This is a genomic window from Nakamurella sp. UYEF19, assembly GCF_040546275.1.
Classification (GTDB): Bacteria; Actinomycetota; Actinomycetes; order Mycobacteriales; family Nakamurellaceae; genus Nakamurella.
In genome coordinates this window covers 124,040-141,742 of the sequence record NZ_JBEPNO010000013.1, presented here as the reverse complement: position 1 = coordinate 141,742, position 17,703 = coordinate 124,040, and the positions used below count along the sequence as shown (strand labels likewise).

General features: G+C 68.8%; 19 protein-coding genes. 10 read left to right on the top strand and 9 right to left on the bottom strand.

Features of this window, described 5'->3' with window-relative positions:
• Window positions 1-43: 43 nt before the first annotated feature.
• The 4 genes from ABIB25_RS17950 to ABIB25_RS17935 form a co-directional block, all read right to left on the bottom strand.
• Window positions 44-2,137, bottom strand: a complete 2,094-nt coding sequence (locus ABIB25_RS17950) for an NAD(+) synthase (protein ID WP_354529845.1) — start codon at window positions 2,135-2,137, stop codon at window positions 44-46.
• A 105-nt stretch (window positions 2,138-2,242) separates the two neighbouring features.
• Window positions 2,243-2,815: a hypothetical protein gene (locus tag ABIB25_RS17945; RefSeq protein WP_354529844.1), complete on the bottom strand. Its 573-nt coding sequence runs from the start codon at window positions 2,813-2,815 to the stop codon at window positions 2,243-2,245.
• A gap of 328 nt (window positions 2,816-3,143) precedes the next feature.
• Window positions 3,144-3,332: a DUF7455 domain-containing protein gene (locus ABIB25_RS17940; protein WP_354529843.1), complete on the bottom strand. Its 189-nt coding sequence runs from the start codon at window positions 3,330-3,332 to the stop codon at window positions 3,144-3,146.
• Between the two features lie 394 nt (window positions 3,333-3,726).
• Complete coding sequence (locus ABIB25_RS17935) at window positions 3,727-3,990, bottom strand: helix-turn-helix domain-containing protein (protein WP_502919842.1); 264 nt, start codon at window positions 3,988-3,990, stop codon at window positions 3,727-3,729.
• A gap of 77 nt (window positions 3,991-4,067) precedes the next feature.
• On the opposite strand from ABIB25_RS17935, the gene ABIB25_RS17930 reads away from it, so the two are divergent.
• The 6 genes from ABIB25_RS17930 (at window position 4,068) to ABIB25_RS17905 (ending at window position 10,176) form a co-directional block, all read left to right on the top strand.
• A complete protein-coding gene (locus ABIB25_RS17930) occupies window positions 4,068-4,415 on the top strand; it encodes a BlaI/MecI/CopY family transcriptional regulator (RefSeq protein WP_354529842.1) in 348 nt (115 codons plus the stop codon).
• A 36-nt stretch (window positions 4,416-4,451) separates the two neighbouring features.
• Entirely contained in the window at window positions 4,452-5,477 is a 1,026-nt protein-coding gene (locus ABIB25_RS17925; RefSeq protein ID WP_354529841.1) for a M56 family metallopeptidase, read from the top strand.
• Between the two features lie 266 nt (window positions 5,478-5,743).
• Complete coding sequence (locus tag ABIB25_RS17920) at window positions 5,744-7,777, top strand: S9 family peptidase (RefSeq protein WP_354529875.1); 2,034 nt, start codon at window positions 5,744-5,746, stop codon at window positions 7,775-7,777.
• Window positions 7,770-8,036 carry a hypothetical protein gene (locus ABIB25_RS17915; RefSeq protein WP_354529840.1) on the top strand — a complete coding sequence of 89 codons (267 nt, stop codon included), beginning with the start codon at window positions 7,770-7,772 and terminating at the stop codon, window positions 8,034-8,036. The genes ABIB25_RS17920 and ABIB25_RS17915 overlap by 8 nt, the downstream gene beginning before the upstream one ends.
• 26 nt (window positions 8,037-8,062) lie before the next feature.
• Window positions 8,063-8,776 (top strand): ABC transporter ATP-binding protein, encoded by a 714-nt coding sequence (locus ABIB25_RS17910; protein WP_354529839.1) that lies wholly within the window; start codon window positions 8,063-8,065, stop codon window positions 8,774-8,776.
• Window positions 8,773-10,176: a DUF6297 family protein gene (locus ABIB25_RS17905; protein WP_354529838.1), complete on the top strand. Its 1,404-nt coding sequence runs from the start codon at window positions 8,773-8,775 to the stop codon at window positions 10,174-10,176. Before ABIB25_RS17910 ends, ABIB25_RS17905 begins: the two co-directional genes overlap by 4 nt.
• A 257-nt stretch (window positions 10,177-10,433) precedes the next feature.
• Here ABIB25_RS17905 and ABIB25_RS17900 read toward each other — a convergent pair whose 3' ends face one another.
• The 3 genes from ABIB25_RS17900 to ABIB25_RS17890 all read right to left on the bottom strand — a co-directional run bounded on the left by ABIB25_RS17900 (window position 10,434) and on the right by ABIB25_RS17890 (window position 13,923).
• Window positions 10,434-11,837, bottom strand: coding sequence for an RNA polymerase sigma factor (locus tag ABIB25_RS17900; RefSeq protein WP_502919846.1), 1,404 nt, complete (start codon window positions 11,835-11,837; stop codon window positions 10,434-10,436).
• A 350-nt stretch (window positions 11,838-12,187) separates the two neighbouring features.
• Entirely contained in the window at window positions 12,188-12,949 is a 762-nt protein-coding gene (ppgK, locus tag ABIB25_RS17895; protein ID WP_354529874.1) for a polyphosphate--glucose phosphotransferase, read from the bottom strand.
• Between the two features lie 143 nt (window positions 12,950-13,092).
• Window positions 13,093-13,923, bottom strand: a complete 831-nt coding sequence (locus tag ABIB25_RS17890; RefSeq protein ID WP_354529836.1) for a LytR C-terminal domain-containing protein — start codon at window positions 13,921-13,923, stop codon at window positions 13,093-13,095.
• A gap of 444 nt (window positions 13,924-14,367) precedes the next feature.
• On the opposite strand from ABIB25_RS17890, the gene ABIB25_RS17885 reads away from it, so the two are divergent.
• The 4 genes from ABIB25_RS17885 to ABIB25_RS17870 are packed head-to-tail and all read left to right on the top strand — an operon-like array spanning window position 14,368 to window position 16,354.
• A complete protein-coding gene (locus ABIB25_RS17885; RefSeq protein WP_354529835.1) occupies window positions 14,368-14,667 on the top strand; it encodes a DUF4193 domain-containing protein in 300 nt (99 codons plus the stop codon).
• A gap of 45 nt (window positions 14,668-14,712) precedes the next feature.
• A complete protein-coding gene (locus tag ABIB25_RS17880) occupies window positions 14,713-15,177 on the top strand; it encodes a pyrophosphohydrolase domain-containing protein (RefSeq protein WP_354529834.1) in 465 nt (154 codons plus the stop codon).
• Entirely contained in the window at window positions 15,174-15,542 is a 369-nt protein-coding gene (locus tag ABIB25_RS17875) for an OB-fold nucleic acid binding domain-containing protein (protein ID WP_354529833.1), read from the top strand. Before ABIB25_RS17880 ends, ABIB25_RS17875 begins: the two co-directional genes overlap by 4 nt.
• Window positions 15,539-16,354, top strand: coding sequence for a DUF3159 domain-containing protein (locus ABIB25_RS17870; RefSeq protein WP_354529831.1), 816 nt, complete (start codon window positions 15,539-15,541; stop codon window positions 16,352-16,354). Before ABIB25_RS17875 ends, ABIB25_RS17870 begins: the two co-directional genes overlap by 4 nt.
• Window positions 16,355-16,374: 20 nt before the next feature.
• Here ABIB25_RS17870 and ABIB25_RS17865 read toward each other — a convergent pair whose 3' ends face one another.
• Both ABIB25_RS17865 and ABIB25_RS17860 read right to left on the bottom strand, forming a co-directional pair.
• Complete coding sequence (locus ABIB25_RS17865; RefSeq protein WP_354529830.1) at window positions 16,375-17,028, bottom strand: potassium channel family protein; 654 nt, start codon at window positions 17,026-17,028, stop codon at window positions 16,375-16,377.
• A complete protein-coding gene (locus ABIB25_RS17860; RefSeq protein WP_354529829.1) occupies window positions 17,028-17,693 on the bottom strand; it encodes a potassium channel family protein in 666 nt (221 codons plus the stop codon). The genes ABIB25_RS17865 and ABIB25_RS17860 overlap by 1 nt, the downstream gene beginning before the upstream one ends.
• Window positions 17,694-17,703: the final 10 nt, after the last annotated feature.

Below are 17,703 nucleotides of genomic sequence, written 5' to 3'. Positions count from 1 at the left end.
CGGGGCCCGAGCAGGTAGGAAATTCGGCCTGCTCTGCGTCGTGTCAGGCCGGCGGGACGTTCCGCTCGATCTCGTCCAGCCAGACCGTGGCGTTCCCGTCGGACGGCGCCCGCCAGTCGCCGCGGGGACTCAGTGATCCACCGGCAGACACCTTGGGGCCGTTGGGCATCGCCGATCGCTTGAACTGCGCGAACCCGAAGAAGCGGCCGACGAAGACGACCAGCCACCGGCGGATCTCCGTCAGGTCGTAGGCCCGTCGCCGGTCCTCCGGGAACCCGACCGGCCAGTCGCCGGCCGCCACATCGGACCAGGCGTGACGGGCCAGGAAGGCGATCTTGGACGGTCGGAAGCCGAACCGCAGCACGTAGAACAGGGTAAAATCCTGGAGCTCGTATGGCCCGATCGAGGCCTCCGTACTCTGCGGTCGCGCGCCCTCCTTCACCGGGATCAGCTCCGGCGAGATCTCGGTGGACAGGATCGAGCGCAGGATCACCCCGACCTCCGGAGTGAAGTCACCGTTCCCGCCGACCCAGCGGATCAGGTGCTGGATCAGCGTCTTCGGGACGCCGGAATTGACGTTGTAGTGAGACATCTGGTCGCCGACGCCGTAGGTGCTCCACCCGAGCGCCAGCTCCGAGAGGTCCCCGGTACCGAGCACGATCCCGCCGCGGGAGTTGGCCAGCCGGAACAGGTAGTCGGTCCGCAGGCCGGCCTGCACGTTCTCGAAGGTGACGTCGTAGACCTCCTCGCCGCGGGCGAACGGATGCCCGAGGTCGGACAGCAGTTGCCTTGCCGCGGGCCGGATGTCGATCTCGGCAGCGGTGATCTCGAGCGAGTTCATCAGGGCGTGCGCGTTCGACTTCGTGCCGTCGCTGGTGGCGAAGCCCGGCATGGTGAACCCGAGCACGTTGGTGCGCGGCAACCCCATCAGGTCCATCGCGCGAGCGGCGACGATCAGCGCGTGGGTCGAGTCGAGCCCGCCGGAAACACCGATCACCACCTTGCTGGTCCTGGTCGCCCGCAGGCGCTGGATCAGCCCGTCGACCTGGATGTTGTAGGCCTCGTAGCAGTCCTGGGCCAGCCGGTCGGGGTCGGCCGGGACGAACGGGAACCGCTCGACCTCCCGAAGCAGTCCGAGATCGCCGTCCGGCGGTGCCAGGGTGAACGGGATGTCCTGGTGGACAACACCATTCGCGTTCGCGCGTCGGTTGTCCTCGAACGTGCCCATCCGGGCCCGCTCCTGCCGCAGGAGGTCGAGGTCGACGTCCGCGACGGTGATCACGGCGCCGCCCGCGAACCGCTTGCCGGAGGCGAGAAGGGCACCGTTCTCGAAGATGCTGGTCTGCCCGTCCCAGCTCAGGTCGGTGGTCGACTCACCCTGGCCGGCGGCGGCGTAGAGGTAGGCGGACAGGCACCGGATCGACTGCGAGCGGCACAGCAGGCTGCGGGTGTCGGCGCGACCGATGGTGATGGGGCTGCCGGACGGGTTCAGCAGCACGCTGGCGCCGGCCAGCGCGAGCCCGCTGGACGGCGGTACCGGGACGAACATGTCCTCGCAGATCTCGACGCCGATGCTCAGGCCTGGCACATCCGTTGCGGTGAAGAGGTTCTCGATTCCGAACGGGGCTGTGTGCCCGCCGACGGTGATCTGCTGACCCGTCACTCCGTCGCCCGAGGCGAACTGTCGCCGTTCGTAGAACTCCCGATAGTTCGGCAGGTGGATCTTCGGTACCACGCCGAGCAGGACGCCTCGGTGGATGACCAGCGCGACGTTGAACAACCGCGCCCGGTGGCGGACCGGTGCGCCGACCACCAGCACCGGCAGCAGGTCGACCGAGGCCTCCACCACCGTCGCCACCGCCTCGGACACGGCGTCCACCAGCACGTCCTGCCCGAGCAGGTCGTCGATGGCATAGCCGGACAGCGCCAGTTCGGGGAACAGGGCGACCGCGACCCCCTGTGCGTCGCAGTCCCGTGCGATGTCGAGGACGGTGGCGGCGTTCACCGCAGGGTCGGCGATCCGGGACGGCATGGTGCAGGCGGCGACCCGGGCGAAACCGTGGCGGTACAGCGAATCGAACGCCGACGGGTGCGAACCGGGCTGCTCGACGGGGACGATTTCAGGGCTCGACGACACACATCGACCCTACGCAATGCCACAGGGTCGGTGCTGGTGGCGGGGTGTCGGCCTGACAGCCATGGCAAGGGCCGGACCTGCTGGGCCGGACCTACCGCCGGACCTTCAGCCGGTGGCGATGGCTTTGGCCGCGCCGACGATGCCGACCGGACCGGCGACGAGGAAGAGGTACCAACCGGGCCCCGCCGCGGAGAACAGGTCGCCGATCGACTGGTTGAAGGTGTGGTGGCCCCGAACGAGCCACCACCCGGCGCCGCCGAGGGACACCAGCGACAACACCAGCGTGACCGTTCCGAGCGGGCGGTGGTCGATCGGGGTCAGCATGGCCAGCGCCAGCAGGATGAGCGCAGCACCGGCCATCGCGGTGCCGACCACGGAGAAGGCGGTGACGGTGTCCCGCACGGACAGGGAGCCGGCGGCGCGGGCGGCCTGGTAGCGCTCCCAGCCGGTGATGCCGCCGTTCGCGTCCTGCAGGCCAACACCGGTGACCGTGGAACTCCACGAGAGGAAGATCTGTGCCAGCCCGGCGGCGCCGGCGAGGAACGTCAGGAATGCGGCGAAGGCGTCTGCCCGCGGCGGACGGGGTCCGACATCGCTCGTGATCGGCCACGACACCCCACGAGCAACCGGGGCAGGAGCAACGCGGCGACCGCCGGCATGTTCGGGTGGGGCGGACATCGTCGGAACACCTCTCGGGCCGGGCGGTGAGAACTACCCGGCACGGACCGGGCCCGTCCATCATTCCGCATCCGCACTGCCCGCGTCGAAACCTGCCTGGTCTCGGTCTGGGTGGCGGGCAGACCCGTGTACCGGGTCTTGAGCACGCAAACACGTCCATCCGGGCCATTGGTGGGTCACACCGGGAACCAGATCGGATGCAACGGGGGATTGGAGGGAGTGGTACGGCCGGAGAAAAAGCAGCAGGAGCAGACCGCCGTGGCGGTCCGCCCCTGAGCGGAGGACTACTGGTGCCCGCCGGCCCGAGCCGGACGGAACGCCGGAGTGTTCAGTTCTCGGCGCGGTAGAGGCTCGCGGCCAACTCTTCGAGGCGCGCGGAGTGCTCGCGTGCGTGGTGGGCGCAGAACAGCAGCTCGCCGCCCTTGGGAAGTACCGCTCTTACCGCCGCTGCGGCTCCACACCGGTCGCAACGGTCTGCTGCGGTGAGTGCTGCGGGAATGGCCAGGGTTCCGGTCATGTCGTCCTCCCATCTACGGCCACCGAGGAACGGTGGCTTACGTGTACCTCTATTCCGACGTCCTGGGACATCGGTCTGTTCCCACCGGAGCGAATGTGTGACAGCACATTCACCCGGTGGTGATCTGAGGTTCGAGGCCGCGACCGTTTCGGACCGGTGTACTACTCGAACATTGACTAGGACCAGTTCATGGTGCCATTGGATACGTCGAAAATGCCCGGACTTCGCCCGTGGCGAACGCCACGCGTCGATTTGAGACTGTTTTGTGACCGCAGCCACCACCAGTCGCCCGTTCTGCGGTCCGGGGTGAACGCTTCCTGTCCCGGCCGTCCTGCGCAGGCCGCCGCCGTCGTCGGAAAGCTGTGCGGCGTCCGAGCAGTCAGCGGCGAGTCGGTCAACCCCGATGCTGGGCGGCAGCCTGATCGGCGGCGATTCGCCGTACCGTGACGTAGATGACCGCCTGGGTCCGGCGTTGCAGACCCAGCTTGGCCAGGACGACCGTCACGGTGTTCTTGACGGTCTTCTCCGCGATCCCGAGTCGCCCCCCGATCTCACGATTGGTGAGGCCCAGCCCGATGAGGCGCAGGACCTGATCTTCCCTGGGCGTGAGATGCCGAGGGTTGAGGCCGGACTGCGCACCGGCGACGCTGGCTGACATGGCTCCATCATATTCGACAACTCGTAGAAGTTCTACGGGAAGTAGAATCCTCAGCGAGCGCATGGGAAGGTACAGACGTGGTTGGCCGTGGTGAGTTGGAACGTGCAGTTGTCGACGTCCTGTGGGACGCGGTCGAGCCGATGACGGCGCGAGCGGTCACCGATGCGCTGACCGGTCGTGAGCTGGCCGTGACCACGGTGCTGACCGTGTTGTCCCGTCTGGAGGGCAAGGGCATCGTGCGCCGCGCCAGGGATGGCCGGGCCCATACCTACGAGGCCGTCGCCGGTCGCGAGGAGCACACCGCCGAGTTGATGCGGCAGGTGTTGGACACCGCAGGCGATCGTGATGACGCCCTGGCCCGGTTCGTCGGAGCCGTCTCACCGGAGGACATCGAGGCCCTCCGCCGGGCCCTCGACGGTCGCTGACCGCGAGAGATCCCTCACAGCCGTAGATTGGTCCACGTGCCGGTCGCAACCGTCCTGGCGGTGGGTCTGGCAGTGACCTCGGTCCTGCTGGCCGCGCCGCTCAGTGCCCTGCTCGCCAGGGCCTCGTGGACCAGACGTGCTCCTCGCGCGGCGCTGGTGCTCTGGCAGGCCGTCTGCCTGTCCGCCGGCGTCTGTCTCGTGGGAGCAGGCTTCGTCATCGCCCTCGAACCTCTCGGCAACAACATCGCCACCGCCCTGTTTCGGTGGCTGCAGCGACTGTTCGACGGACAGGCCCTGGTGGGGATGACGGGCCACGGCATCATCAGCGGCACGCTCGCCACCTCCGCGGCCCTGATCCTGTTCGGCGTGCTCATCCGCAGCGTCATCCTGACCGTGCGACGGCGCCGGGCCCATCGGCTGTTGCTCGACCTGCTGACCGGCGGACGCAGCCCCGTCGTGACCTCCGACCGCTGCGGCGTCGGAAGCGATCGGGAAGTCGGCGATCTGCTGGCCGATGTTCGCATCCTCGACCACTCGATGGCGGTGGCCTACACGCTGCCCGGGTGGCATTCGCGGGTGGTGCTGTCGGCCGGGATGCTCGATCTGCTCGACCGGGCGGAACTGGTCGCCGTGATCGACCACGAGAAGGCGCACGTCCGCAGCCGACACGACCTGCTGGTCCTGCCCTTCCAGGCCTGGGGCACCGCACTGGGCTGGCTGCCGGGGGTGCGTGCGGCGGCCGAGTCGGTCGCCGAGCTGACCGAGATGCTGGCCGACGACTGGGCCGTCCGTCGATCGTCCCCGGCGACGCTGGCCAGAGCGCTGGCCACGGTGGCGCTGGCCGGGGTTCCCGGCGCGTCCGGAGAGATCGGTCCGCATCGATCTCCCGTTGCTCCGCTCGCCCAGGTGACCCCGGCGGTCGCAGGTCGCTCGGTGGCCGCCAGGGTCGAACGGTTGCTTCGACCCTGCCCCCTCCCGATGTACTCGCTGGTCTGCGTGCACGTCGTTGCGGGTCTACTCCTCGTCGTCCCGGTGGGACTGCTCCTGATCGGGTGGAGATGACGCGCTGTCGTTCTGCTGTGGCCGCTGTCGTCGTGGAGTCCGTTTCGGAGCCACGCCCACCCACCAGGACCATCCACGACACCTCCGGCGAGCCTTCGGCCCGCGTCGCTGTCGTTCTGACGTGGTAGGAAATCAGGGTGAGCACATCATCGATGGACACCTCTGATCCGCAGCCTGCCGACCATTCGTCCGGGAGGCGCGACCAGGCCGGAACCCCGACTGCGACTCCCTTCCACAACCTGGACGAGTTCGTCGCACTGCCGCGGATGTCCGGTTTGAAGCTCTCGCCCGACGGCTCGCAACTGGTGGTCGGCGTGAGTACACCGGACCCGAAGTCGCACCGATATCAGAGCGCGCTCTGGCGCGTCGACCCGCGGGGGGAGCAGCCGGCGGTTCGACTGACCCGTGGCGCGACGGGTGAGTCGAGTGCGGTCTTCACGCACACCGGAGATCTGCTGTTCACCTCGAAGCGGACCGACCCGGATGACGTCGAGGCCACCGACCGGGCACCGCTCTGGCTGCTGCCGTCCGGGCTGGGAGAGGCACGGGTGGTGGCCTCCCGGATCGGCGGCTTCTCCGGTGTGATGGCGGCGGCGAAGTCGCCGGTCGTCGTCGTGCCGGCGCCCGTCCTGCCGGGCGCCACCGACCTGTCGAACGACGACGAGCTCCGCAAAGCCCGCAAGGACGCCGGGATCTCGGCGATCCTGCACGACGGCTATCCGGTGCGTTTCTGGGACCACGACCTCGGTCCTGACCGTCCGCACCTGCTGGCTGGTGACCTCTCGGGGGCGTCAGGATCGACTGCCGTTGGGCGCCTGGAGCTGCGCGACCTGACGCCTGCGCCCGACGGGGCACTGCGGGAGCAGGGTGCGGATCTGAGCCAGGACGGCACTCTGGTGGTCACCGGATGGCACCGACCCGTCGGTTCGGGTGATCAGCGCAGCGTCATCTGCCTGATCGACGTGGCGTCGGGCGATCGACGCGTGCTGCGGGACGACCCGGACGCCGATCTGTTCTCTCCGCTGCTCTCGCCGGACGGCACCAGGGTCGCGTACATCAGGGAGCGGCTCTCGACGCCGGAGCTGGCGCCGCAGGTGACCGTGGAAGTGGTGGACGTGCAGGGTGGGACGGTGTCGAGGCCGTCGGCCGACTGGGATCGCTGGCCCTCCGACATGGCGTGGACCGCCGACGGCACCGGACTGCTGGTGGCCGCGGACCAGGACGGCCGGTCGCCGGTCTTCGTCCTCGATCTGGCCGGTGGTGTCCGTCAGCTGACCGATGACGATGCCTCGTACACCGAGTTGGCGCCGTCACCCGACGGTGCATCGCTGTACGCGCTGCGGACCAGCTACGCGACCCCTGCCCACCCCGTGCGGATCAGTCTGATCGGTGCGGCCGCCGGAACCGTCGTCGAGCTCCCGGCTCCCGCTCGGCACCCGGAGCTGCCGGGAACCCTGGTGGACATCAGGGCCAGCGCGTCGGACGGTGTGGCGGTGCGCGGCTGGCTGGCACTGCCGCACGGCGCCGACGCCGATCACCCCGCGCCGTTGCTGCTGTGGATCCACGGCGGTCCGCTGGGTTCGTGGAACAGCTGGTCGTGGCGGTGGACTCCGTGGATGATGGTCGCCGCCGGCTATGCGGTCCTGCTGCCGGACCCCGCGCTGTCCACGGGCTACGGGCAGGACTTCATCCAGCGCGGGTGGGGCGCCTGGGGCGGTGCACCGTTCACCGATCTGATGGCCGTCACCGACGAGGTCGAGGCCCGGGACGACATCGACGCCAGCCGTACCGCAGCGATGGGCGGCTCCTTCGGCGGCTACATGGCCAACTGGGTGGCCGGCCACACCGATCGTTTCAAGGCCGTCGTCACGCATGCGAGCCTGTGGTCACTCGACGAGTTCGGACCGACCACCGACGGCGCGAACTACTGGGGGCGGGAGATGTCGCCGTCGATGACGGCCGGCAACTCGCCGCACCTGTTCATCTCTTCCATCAATACGCCGATGCTGGTGATCCACGGCGACAAGGACTATCGGGTACCGATCGGTCAGGGCATCCGCCTCTGGTACGACCTGCTGTCCAAGTCCGGGTTGCCGGCCGATGCCGACGGCCGCAGTCCACATCGGTTCCTGTACTTCCCGTCGGAGAATCACTGGGTGCTGACGCCCGGGCACGCGAAGGTCTGGTACGAGGTCGTTCTCGGCTTCCTGGCCGAGCATGTGCTGGACGCGGCCGCCGCGCCGGTGCCGTCCCTGCTCGGTGGCCCGCCGGCCCCCGACGCAGGCGTCTCCGGTGGCTGAACCCGATCAGCTGCACGAGGTCTGGATCGAGTTGAGCAGCGGGACGAGGGTGATCGTCGGGCACGATCTGCCCGATCGCGCGGCGGCGAGCGCGATCGCCAACCGGTGGATCGCGATTGCCCGCGAAGAGGATGGGCTGCACGAGACCACGCCGGGCAGCGGCGTGGTGGTCCGTGCCACGGCGATCGTGGCGATCAAGGCGCAGGTCCAGCCCACCAAGAACTGGGTCCGCGGTCCACGAGACGGCAGCTGGCTCTGAGCGCGCCTCGCCGCCCCGCCCGCATCGTGCCCTTGCTCGAGGTGCGGGAGGTCAGCAAGTCTTTCGGTGACAGTCCGGTGCTGGTCAACGTCAGCTTCACCGTCGAGCCGGGTGAGGTGGTGGCGCTGACCGGGTCCAACGGATCCGGGAAGTCGACCCTCTTGCGGTGTGTGGTGGGCTGGGACGAGCCGGATGCCGGGGTGGTGCTGTTCCGGGGCGCGCCCTATCAGGACAGCCTCCCGGCGGTCCGCGGGGCGGTCGCCCTCGGGCTCGGGGCGGGTGACGAGTTCACCGACCTCACCGTGCGCGAGCACCTGGAGTTCATGGCCCGCGCGCACGGGGCCGACCACCCGGACGGCATCGTCGACGAGGTGCTCGAAGAATTGGGGCTCACCGAGCAGCGCGACCGTTTCCCGTTCACCTTGTCCCAGGGGCAACGTCGTCGGATGGGTCTGGCGTCCTGCTTCGTGCGTCCGCGCCGACTGCTGATCTTGGACGAGCCCGAGCAGAACCTGGACGTCCAGGGCCGGGAGTGGTTGGCGCGCAGGATTTCCGCTGAACAGCGGGCAGGGGTGGCCGTGCTGATGGCTTGCCACGACGCCGATCTCGTCGCTGAGGTCGCCGACTCGGAGGTGGCGCTGTCGGTCGAGTTGATGGACGTCGAGGCCGACGACGCAGGGGGTGAGGATCCCGAAAACCCAGGTGGAGAAGGCGATCTCGGCGGTCGGGTGGGTCAGTGACGAGGGCAGCCCCCGTTCCGACGTCGACGGATCCCGCCGGCTTCGCCCGCTACCTGCGGGTGGCCGCTTCTCTCGGACGCCGCCGGACCGGTACCGGTATGCGGTACGAGATCGTCGTCGCGATCCTGTGGTTCGGGCCGGCCATCGTGATCGGCACCTGGAACGATTTGAACACCTCGGTCTCGAGCAACCCGCCGCTGGACTGGCCGGCCGCGGGGCTGCTGTTGATCGCCGGGGCAGCCCTGATCGGTCTGGCCTGCATCACTATCGGGCCGGTCACCGCTTCGCGTGAGTGGCGGGCGTGGGTGTTGTCCACCCCGCTCGACCGCGGCGTGCTGCTGCGACGGCGTGCGGTCGGCCTGGTCGCGTTGCTGGTGGTTCCGGGCGTGATCCTCGGGGCGGTGCTGGCGGATGCGGCCGGCGTTCGGCACGGTCCGGCACTTGCGGCAGTGTTGCTCGGCATCGCCGCCGCGATCTCGGCCGGGGGAGTGGCCATGTGGCAGCAGCGGATCCGTCATGCCGCTGCTCCTCGTGGCCGCGGCTGGCTCTGGTGCGTCGTCGTGATGGCGGCTGCGGCCATCGTGGTGAACCTGCGTCATGCCGACCCCCTGACGGCCGGCACCCTGTGGACCGCGGCCGGGACCGGGGTGGTGATCATGCTGGGACTGACCTCGCTCGGGCTGTCCGGTGTGGGCCTGATCCCGCTGGCCTCGTTGGCGGCCGGGTCCGGGTCGGTCTCGTCGTTGGCGCTGGCCGTCCAGGATCAGTCGCTGGCTCCGCTGGCGGCCGTGCTGGCGATCCGGCCGGGGCATCGACCCAGCGGTGCGGTGAGCCGTTCGCTGACCGGGACCGGTCGCCGGGTCGTCCTGGCGATGGACCGACGTCGGCTGCTGCGCGACCGCCCGGCGCTCGTTCGCTGGTTCGCCACTGCGCTGCTCCCGTACGGCTCATGGGCACTGCTCTCCGGGGTCGGGTGGGGCCCGGCCGCCCTGGTGGTCGTCACATTCGTCTCCGCCGTGACCGCGATCAGTGCGCTCTGCGGGACGGTCCGTCAGTTCGCCTCCACACCGTCGCTGGCCGATCGGTACGGGCTCGATCGCGCCGAGGCCAGGTCCGCGGCGATGGTCATCCCTCAGATCGGCGCCGTCGTATGGGGCGTGCTCACCGCGCCGATCCTGCTCCTGCACACTCCGCAGTTCATGGCGGTCCTGGTCCCGGTGACGGCGTTCGCCGCGGTGGCGTTCCGCGCCCGCCAGGCGCCGTTCCAGCCGGGATTCGTTGTTGGTCAACAGTATTCGCGTGACGCTGCCCGCCTGTTCGCCCGCGGTCCGGCGCTCCTGATCGGCGGCGCCGTCGTCCTGGCCCTGATCGCCGCCGGCCTGCGCCAGCGCAACCTCTAGCCGGCTCCGGCCGCCCTGCTGCGCCGTCTTGGCCGCCCCGCTGCGCCGTCCCGACCGCCCTGCCGCGCCGTCTTGGCAAGGTTTGCAGGGTCTCGGCATGGCCCGCAGACGTTGCCAGGACCCCGCGGACCTTGCCGGGACGCGCTGGCGGCGGGCCTCGGCGGCGGGCCTCGGCGGCGGGCGGTGTCGACCGGGTGACGCAGAAGCGGCCCGTCTCCGAAAAAGAAGGGGACGGGCCGCAGCTGAACAGGTAGGGCTTATTCGAGGTAGTCGCGCAGGACCTGCGAGCGCGAGGGGTGACGCAGCTTGGACATGGTCTTGGACTCGATCTGACGGATCCGCTCACGCGTGACCCCGTAGACCTGGCCGATCTCGTCCAGGGTGCGCGGCTGGCCGTCGGTCAGGCCGAAGCGCAGCCGGACGACGCCGGCTTCGCGCTCGGACAGCGTCTGCAGCACGGCCTGGAGCTGGTCCTGCAGCAGGGTGAACGAGACGGCATCCACGGCGACGACAGCCTCGGAGTCCTCGATGAAGTCGCCGAGCTGGGAATCACCCTCGTCACCGATGGTCTGGTCGAGCGAAATCGGCTCTCGGGCGTACTGCTGGATCTCCAACACCTTGTCCGGGGTGATGTCCATTTCCTTGGCGAGCTCTTCGGGGGTGGGCTCGCGGCCCAGGTCCTGGAGAAGCTCACGTTGGATGCGGCCGAGCTTGTTGATGACCTCGACCATGTGCACCGGGATGCGGATGGTCCGGGCCTGGTCGGCCATGGCCCTGGTGATGGCCTGGCGGATCCACCACGTGGCATAGGTGGAGAACTTGTAACCCTTGGTGTAGTCGAACTTCTCGACTGCACGGATCAGACCGAGGTTGCCTTCCTGGATGAGGTCGAGGAACGCCATGCCGCGACCGGTGTAGCGCTTGGCCAGCGAGACCACGAGTCGGAGGTTGGCCTCGAGCAGGTGGTTCTTGGCCCGCTCGCCGTCCCGCTTGATCCAGTTGAGGTCTCGGCGCATCTGCGTGGTGACCTTCTCGCCGGCTTCGGCGGTCTGCCGGACACGCTCGACCGAGTAGAGCCCGGCTTCGATGCGCTTGGCCAGATCGACCTCTTCCTCGGCATTGAGGAGGGCCACCTTGCCGATCTGCTTCAGATAGGCGCGGACCGAGTCGGCGGAAGCCGTCAGCTCGGCATCCTTGCGGGCCTGCTTGAGGGCCTCTGACTCTTCTTCGTCGTCCCAGGTGAACTCGTCGGACTCGGCCTTCGACGTAGCTGGGGTGGCCGCCTTGGCCTTCGCCTCGTTCTCGTCGGTCGTCTCGTCCTCTTCGGCGTCGGGCTCGATGGCCCCGACCTCGATGATCTCGGACTCGACCTCGACGACCTCCACCTCGACGAGCTCGGCGGCGTCGACCTCGAGGTCGGCAAGTTCTGCGGGAGCCTCGACCGCGTCACCGGCGACGACAGCCGGAGCCGCCTTCACCGGGCGGGGCTTCTTGGCCGGAGCCCGCTTGGTCGGGGCGTGCGCAGCAGGCGCATGGGCTACCGCGGTGTGCGCGGCGGGCGCATGGGCGGTCGCTGCGTGCGTTGCCGCAGCATGGGCGGCCGGGGCATGCACCGCATGGGCGGCGGTGTGACCGTGGGCTGTCGAACTGTGGTGGGCCACATCGGCCGCCGGGGCGGCGGTGACCGGAGCCTCGGCGAGAACAGGGCTGGAGGGGGAGGGGACTGATCCGTTCAGACCAGCCGGGACACTGTGCTCGGCATGATCGGTTCCGGTTGTCCCGGTGGTGATCTGCGAAGAGGAAGCTGTTGCGCCTGCCACTGATGCCCTTTCACGAAAGATAGCCGTCGGGTCCACGAGCAGCACCCGTCGACTGCGGGCCTACGGGAGAAGGACCGGGTCAGAACGGCTGCCCGGATGACGACAGTGTCAGTGTAACGGCGATCTGGGTTCCGGCACGACTTATGAACCGATCTACACAGGTCCGGGGGGTCGTGACAGGCAGGATCCGCTCAGGTGAGCGTCGCCTCGTGGGCAGCGAGCGCGGCCCCGACGATGCCGGCGTTGTTGATGAGCTGGGCGACTGCGAGGGGGGTCCGGCACTTGAGCAGTGGCACCCACTTGTCCGGCTTCTTGGAGATTCCGCCGCCGAGGATGAACAGTTCCGGCCACATCAGATTCTCCAGCGCCTGGAGGTATTTCGAGGCGCGCTTGGACCAGTGCTCCCAGCTCAGCCCCTCGCGCTCTTTCGCCGAAGCGGCGGCCCGCGTCTCCGCGTCGTGGCCGTCCAACTCGAGGTGGCCGAGTTCGGAGTTCGGGATCAGCTGGCCGTTGTGGATGATGGCGATCCCGATACCGGTGCCGAAGGTGACCATGATGACGACCCCGTTGTGCCCGCGCCCGGCTCCGTAGCGGGCCTCCGCGAGTCCGGCGGCGTCCGCGTCGTTGAGCGCGGTGACCGGACCGGGCAGCTTGGCCGCCATGGTCTCGACCAAGTTCGTGCCTTTCCAGCTGGCATCGACATTGGCCGCCGTCTGCACGACGCCGCCGAGGACGACGCCCGGGAAGTCGACGCCGAACGGCCCCTTGTAGTCGAAGTTACCCGCCACCTCGGCAACGGTGTCGGCCACGGCGGCCGGTGTGGCCGGCTGCGGGGTGTCCTTGCGGAACCGGTCTCCGATCAGCTCACCGGTGGACAGGTCGACGACGCCGCCCTTGATGCCGGTTCCGCCGATGTCGATGCCGAAGGCCTTGCCGGTCCGCTCGATGACCACGTTGAAGTCTCCCTGTGCTGGTGTTTCCGATTCGACGAGCTGCACTCGACCCACTGCACACGATGCCTTTCGAGGCAGTCTCGTGGAGGTCGTCAGGGATCCTACTGATGCCCGAAATCGTGTCGGTGCGGGACCGACCGGGTTCAGCAGGCCGCCGAGGACGGCAACGGCGGAATGACGGCCGCCGGTCGTGCGGCAGCTGTCTGTCCCTCGATCACCGCAGGGGGGATGGCCGCATCGTGGATGGTCTTGAGCTGGGCGGCGACCGGCTTGGCGAGCGGGGTGTAGACATACCGCGCGCCGAGGGCGAGATCGACCGAATCCGAGATCCTGTCGTCCAGCACCAGCTGCGCGCACGGCGCGACCAGCAGCAGGGTGCGCGCAGCCGCGGTACCGGCCTGCCCGTAGCGGATCTCGGCGGTGCAGGCCAGATCGAAGGCCGGGTACAGCGGATCGTTGGCGCCGCCGAGGATGGAGGCGAATCCGTTGGTGCGCAGGTCGTTCGTGACGGTCTTCGCCTGACCCCGGGTAGGGCTCGCGTTGAACACCTGCAGCGTGATGATCGCAGGGTCGGCCGGGCGGACACCGGTCAGCGAACCGATGTTGGCGAAGCTGCCCAACGACGTGACGATCGGGGTGGTGGGGGTCGTCGCGCTCGCCGAGGCACTGGCTGCGGTTCCACTGGTCCGGGCCGTCCCACTCGTCGCAGTCGCGCCGGTTCGTGCCGTGCCGGTCGAACCGCTGGCCCCCGGCCTCGATGCCGTCCCGCCACCGGACGCAGCCGACGATCGCGAGGTGCTGCTGGTGAGCACCGGAGCCGGACCCGGCTGGTTGCAACTGGTGGACGCCGCCGGCACCGGCTTCAGCACCTGGAACCAGGCGACGCCGGTGCCCAGGAGCAGCACGACGATGACCACCAGAATCGGTGCCCGTCGACGACGGTGGTACCGATCTGCTGGGGAGTCGGGGCTCACCGGGTTCGTCCTCCTGGGCGGTTGTGTGGGTAGTCGCCGGTCGGCGTGGTCGACCGAGGACAGGGTAAGCGGTCGCGGTGTCAGTTCACCGTCAGGCGATCGGCACCCGCGTGCCGGAACCTGCGGTCGGCCACTGTCATCGGAGGTCGGATTCGCGGTTGCGGCCGCCGTCAGTTACCATCCCCCCGCCCGACGACATCGACGTGGTGTCGCGGGTCGCCGAAGCAACTGTGACGAACACGTCATGCGCAGTGGATCAGGGCAACCCGATCCCGGGCACAAAATCGTGCACCCCGGCGTTATCGGCAGGGCAATGCGGAGCTCAGCGAGGCCTGTCACGGGTCGCGCGCCCTAGCCGGGGCCGAGCTCCTCCAGTGTGGGAAATCCGAGCTTCGATCTACATGAGCATCGACAGCACCCAGTGAGAACGAATGAGGTCACGACATGGCAACTGATTATGACGCCCCACGCCGCAACGAGTCCGACGAGACCAGCGAGGACTCGCTCGAGGAGCTGAAGGCGCGGCGCAACGAGGCACAGTCGGCCGTCGTCGACATCGACGAGAGCGACACCGCCGAATCCTTCGAGCTGCCAGGCGCCGACCTGTCCGGCGAGGAACTGGTCGTCAAGGTCATCCCGAAGCAGGCCGACGAGTTCACCTGCTCGGTGTGTTTCCTGGTCCAGCACCGCAGCCGGTTGTCCTCCGACACCGCCGGCAAGCTCGTCTGCGTCGATTGCGCGTGACAGCGCAGTGCTCGACAAGGCTGTGTCCGACGAAGCGGTAGCGACATGACGTCTGATGGCCCGGCCACCTCCGAGACGTTGCCCGGACCGGAATTCCGCTCCGGGGTCTCGCGAATCGCCCGGCAGGTGCGCGAATTCCACCGGATCTACGGCCTTCCGTTGCGCAACTTGCCGACCGTGGATGTCGGGCCGGCATCCACCGTCATTCGTCTCTCCCTCATCGAGGAAGAGGTCGGGGAGTTGCGGGAGGCGGCGGAGGCCGGCGATCTGGTCGGCATCGCCGACGCTCTCGCCGACATCGTCTACGTCGCCTACGGCACTGCGCATGTGTACGGGATCGACCTGGACGCCGTGCTCGACGAGGTGCACTCGTCGAACATGACCAAGCTCGGCGCCGACGGCCGTCCGGTGCGCAGGGCCGACGGGAAGGTCCTGAAGGGACCCGACTACCGGCCGCCTGACGTGAAGTCCGTCCTGGCTGCTCAGCAGAGCAGTACCCTGGCGTCATGAGCACCAAGATCGGGCGCTGGATGAAAAAGCTGACCACCGACGACGAGACGGTCGACGCGATGGACCTCAGCTCCGAGGTCGATGCTTCCGGCTGCCAGCATGCCGCAGCCTGCTGGCAGGGGCAGCGCGTCACCATCATCGGGCGGCTCCGCTCCGTCGACCTGCACCCGACCGACGCCCTGGCCACACTCCACGCCGAGCTGTACGACGGCACGGACACCGTCTCCCTGATCTGGCTCGGCCGCCGTTCGATTCCTGGCGTCGAGACCGGCCGAACCGTGAAGGCCAAGGGCCGGCTGGCGCTGCGCGATGGCCACAAGGTCATCTACAACCCCGACTACGAACTGATGCCGGCGCACGCGTGAGTTCTTCCGATACTCCGCCCGACCTGGCCGAAGCCGCTGTGGCCGACGATGCCGGATCGGAGCGCGATCGCAACGATCCGGCGACCGACCACGCCACCGGGACCACGCTCGACCTTCCGGTGAACGGTTCCGAGGTCGCCATGCCCGCCGAGCAGACTCCGCCTCGCCCGACCATCTGGGAGCAGATGGGCGGGCCGATGGGGATGCTGGACTCCGGCCTGCCCGTCGTCGTCTTCGTCCTTGTCAACGCGATCACCCACCACCTCGGAGTGGCGATTGCATCGGCACTGGGTGCCGGCGTCGTCATCGCTGCACTCAGGTTGATCCGCAAGAAACCCGTCACGCAGGCCGTCGCCGGTCTGTTCGGTGTCGGCATCGCCGCGTTCATCGCCTACCGGACGGGCTCGGCCAAGGGCTACTTCCTGTTCGGGATCTGGTCGTTCGTGCTCTACGGCAGTGCGCTGCTGATCTCGATCCTGGTGCGTTGGCCGCTCATCGGGGTGCTGTGGGAGAGCGTCAACGGTCGCGGGCGGACCTGGCGTGCGAACCGGAGACTGGTGCGCCGCTACGACTACGCGACCGCAGTGTGGGTCGTGGTGTTCGCCGCGAGGTACGTGGTGCAGAACCAGCTCTACGCCGCCAACGAGGTCGGCTGGCTCGCCACCGCCCGGCTGGTCATGGGTTACCCGGTCTACCTACTGGCGATCCTCGCCACGGTGCTGATCGTCGGGTCCGCGAACGGCATGGCACTTCCGTCCATCAGGGGCCGGTTCGGCTCCAAGAAGAATCCCTCCGCCGAGGTCGCCGAATAGCAGGGTGGGGCCTGGGCGCGCTAGCGCAGCGCGTCCCGCACTGCGTCCTCGACTTCGGTGGACGCGACGAAGAGGAGCTCGTCGCCGGCCTCGAGGGGCTCGTCGGGCTGGGGAACGATGACCCGCCCACCGCGCAGGATGGTAACCAACGCGGAATCGCGCGGCAGCCGAAGATCGCGCACCGGGCGTCCGGACAGGCTGGTGCCGGGCGGCAGGGTGACCTCGACCAGGTTCGCCTGGCCCTGGCGGAGCGTGAACAGACGCACGAGGTCGCCGACGGTCACGGCTTCCTCGACCAGCGCGGCCAGGATGCGCGGCGTCGACACCGCGACGTCAACTCCCCAGGCGTCGGTGAACAGCCACTCGTTCCGAGGATCGTTCACGCGGCCGACCACCCGGCCGACGGCGAACTCCGTCTTGGCGAGCAGCGAGACCACCAGGTTGACCTTGTCGTCACCGGTGCAGGCGATCACCACGTCACAGGTGTGCAGTCCGGCCTCCTCGAGCGAGGCGACCTCGCAGGCGTCGGCCTGCACCCACTCGGCCGCCTCGATCCGCTGCGGCTTGATGGCCTCCGGATTACGGTCGATGAGCATCACCTGATGCCCGTTCTCGACCAGCTCCCCCGCGATCGACCGTCCGACCGAACCTGCTCCAGCAATGGCGACGCGCATCAGTTGCCTTCCGACGGTACTGCGGCGGCCAACTCGGCGATCTCGGTCGTCTGGTGCGAAAGTGCTGCGGCGTACACCATGTCGCCTTCCTGGACCACGGTGTCGGGCGTCGGGAGGACGCCGTTCCCGAAGCGGACCACGAAGGCCGCCCTGACCCCGAGGGCATGCTCGAGCGAACTGAGGGTCCGCCCGATCCAGGCGCGGTGATAAGGCACGTTGACGATCGTCACGGTGCCGGACGGGTCACGCCACTCGCTGATCAGACCATCCGGGATGACGGCCCGCATCAGCCGGTCGGTGGTCCACGGCACGGTGGCGACGGTCGGGATGCCGAGGCGCTCGTAGACCTGGGCGCGCTTCGGGTCGTAGATGCGGGCGACCACCGTCGCCACGCCGAACTGCTCCCTGGCCACCCGCGCCGCGATGATGTTGGAGTTGTCCCCGGAGGACACCGCGGCGAACGCCTGCGCCTCGCGGATCCTGGCCTCCAGCAGGGTTTCCCGGTCGAACCCGACGCCGCGGATCTGCTCGCCGTGGAAATCCGGGCCCAGCCGGCGGAACGACGCCGGATCCTGGTCGATGACGGCGACCGAGTGGCCGGCCTTGGACAGCGCGCGCGCGAGGCCGGACCCGACCCGGCCGCAGCCCATGATCACGATGTGCACTTGGCTCGTG

What these genes read in the sequence shown, in the direction of transcription:
- ABIB25_RS17875 (WP_354529833.1), top strand. Translation starts at nt 15,174, where the DNA reads ATGAGCACCAAGATCGGGCGCTGGATGAAAAAGCTGACCACCGACGAC.
- ABIB25_RS17945 (WP_354529844.1), bottom strand. Translation starts at nt 2,815, where the DNA reads ATGTCCGCCCCACCCGAACATGCCGGCGGTCGCCGCGTTGCTCCTGCC.
- ABIB25_RS17940 (WP_354529843.1), bottom strand. Translation starts at nt 3,332, where the DNA reads ATGACCGGAACCCTGGCCATTCCCGCAGCACTCACCGCAGCAGACCGT.
- ABIB25_RS17935 (WP_502919842.1), bottom strand. Translation starts at nt 3,990, where the DNA reads ATGTCAGCCAGCGTCGCCGGTGCGCAGTCCGGCCTCAACCCTCGGCAT.
- ABIB25_RS17880 (WP_354529834.1), top strand. Translation starts at nt 14,713, where the DNA reads ATGACGTCTGATGGCCCGGCCACCTCCGAGACGTTGCCCGGACCGGAA.
- ABIB25_RS17865 (WP_354529830.1), bottom strand. Translation starts at nt 17,028, where the DNA reads ATGCGCGTCGCCATTGCTGGAGCAGGTTCGGTCGGACGGTCGATCGCG.
- ABIB25_RS17920 (WP_354529875.1), top strand. Translation starts at nt 5,744, where the DNA reads ATGTCCGGTTTGAAGCTCTCGCCCGACGGCTCGCAACTGGTGGTCGGC.
- ABIB25_RS17885 (WP_354529835.1), top strand. Translation starts at nt 14,368, where the DNA reads ATGGCAACTGATTATGACGCCCCACGCCGCAACGAGTCCGACGAGACC.